Origin of the sequence: Endozoicomonas sp. ONNA1, from assembly GCF_024606325.1 — a bacterium.
Classification (GTDB): Bacteria; Pseudomonadota; Gammaproteobacteria; order Pseudomonadales; family Endozoicomonadaceae; genus Endozoicomonas_A.
The window spans coordinates 1-1,484 of record NZ_JAHHPN010000696.1; the positions used below are offsets into that span (position 1 = coordinate 1).

A 1,484-nucleotide genomic window follows, 5' to 3' on the forward strand; every position below is an offset into this window, starting at 1 on the left:
GACCCGGAGAACCTGAAGTTTTATCTGATCGATCTCCACCGGGCCCAGATCAGGGATGAAACACCCGACCGATGGCGACTGAAAGACTTATCCGGGATGTACTTCTCAGCCATGGATTATGGCATCACTCGAAATGATGTTTTTCGTTTTTTGAAAGCCTATACAGGGCTGTCTCTCAGAGACACACTGAGAAAATATAACGCTTTGCTCACTCGCATTGAGAAGAAAGCGGTAAAACTGTATCGGCGCATGGAACGAAAGGCGGGGAAAAATGACGTTTAAAGCCCAGGCCTGCACCTTCATTTCCTTCGTTTTCTTACTTGTGCTAGCTGTTGGACAAGTTATAACTGTAGTGAAAACAATACAAGTTGGGGAATTAGCATGAGAATCATTAATTTTTCTGAGGCCAAAAGTCAATTAAAGGCTGTTCTGGATCAGGTGGTAAATGATGCCGATTATACAGTTATCAGAAGAAGAGATGCTGACGATGCGGTGGTGATGTCCCTGGATCATTTCAACGCTTTAATGGAAACAGTGCATCTACTCAAAAGCCCCGAGAACGCCACGCATCTGGAAAGGTCCATTCAGCAGTTTCGCAAGAGCCAAACTGAGCAACAAGGGTTAACCGATGACTGATGTACAAGCTGGACAAAGGAGGCGAGGGCAGACTACCTGTACTGGCAGAAACAAGACAAGAAAACACTCAAACGTATCAACAAGATGATTGCTGATACGCAACGTAATCCGTTTATGGGCATAGGGAAGCCGGAGCCACTAAAAGAAAACCTTTCCGGCTTCTGGTCTAGCAGAATTGATGACACTAACCATCTGGTTTATGTGGCTGAAGGCAACACCCTGACTATTATTTCCTGTCGTTATCACTACGATTCCTGATGAGAAAGGGCATAAGTTTTAGCAGGCTTCAGACATATTACAGTCAATCTGCTGAACAACACGAAAACCTTCAAAGCAGGCCTGAAGAGAAAACAAAAGAAAGCCGCTATGAGTACACGCTATCTGGCTGAAGTCCTTGCTGGGCAGGCACTTTCATGATTTTGCCGTGCTGCGCTTCCCAATTTTCCGGTGAGCAAAGCGCTATGTGTCGCTAGATTAACAACAAGGAATAAATATGATTCATGGCCTAAAAATGGAACTGGTTGAGATGAGTCGAGAAGAATTTGACAGCTATCCACACTGTGAAATCCTTAATGAGAATGGTGCTAAGTGCATTGCTGTTGAAGGTGGCGCAACCCACTATCTAGTAGCTATAGATTCGATTGCGCACTTCGGTCAAGTTCTTTCAATTGAAGTTGATGAATGTTCTAATCAAGACCCTGATGGAGGTTATTCTTGGCTTAGTGGTAAGATTCAATTATTAGTTCGTTCTTTAACTGGTACAGAGAGTTTCTTTTAAGCACATAACAAGTCGGTGTCGGAAGCGTGGCGTGAGCCGATACCACCAGCCTTTTGATTGGGCTTTATCC

Annotated in this window: 3 protein-coding genes and 2 pseudogenes; all 5 read left to right on the forward strand. The window is 44.3% G+C overall.

Going from position 1 to position 1,484, the window contains the following annotated elements:
* On the forward strand, nt 1–282 hold a 282-nt coding region (locus tag KDK19_RS16425), incomplete at its 5' end, for a lipopolysaccharide kinase InaA family protein (protein WP_306801365.1).
* A 99-nt stretch (nt 283–381) separates the two neighbouring features.
* Nucleotides 382–636 (forward strand): type II toxin-antitoxin system Phd/YefM family antitoxin, encoded by a 255-nt coding sequence (locus KDK19_RS16430; protein WP_257282286.1) that lies wholly within the window; start codon nt 382–384, stop codon nt 634–636.
* Between the two features lie 9 nt (nt 637–645).
* A pseudogene (locus tag KDK19_RS16435) lies at nt 646–894 on the forward strand (Txe/YoeB family addiction module toxin); the annotation flags it as partial.
* A 24-nt stretch (nt 895–918) separates the two neighbouring features.
* Nucleotides 919–1,053, forward strand: a pseudogene (locus KDK19_RS16440) (ISAs1 family transposase); the annotation flags it as partial.
* 76 nt (nt 1,054–1,129) lie between these two features.
* Complete coding sequence (locus KDK19_RS16445) at nt 1,130–1,414, forward strand: hypothetical protein (protein ID WP_257282287.1); 285 nt, start codon at nt 1,130–1,132, stop codon at nt 1,412–1,414.
* Nucleotides 1,415–1,484: the final 70 nt, after the last annotated feature.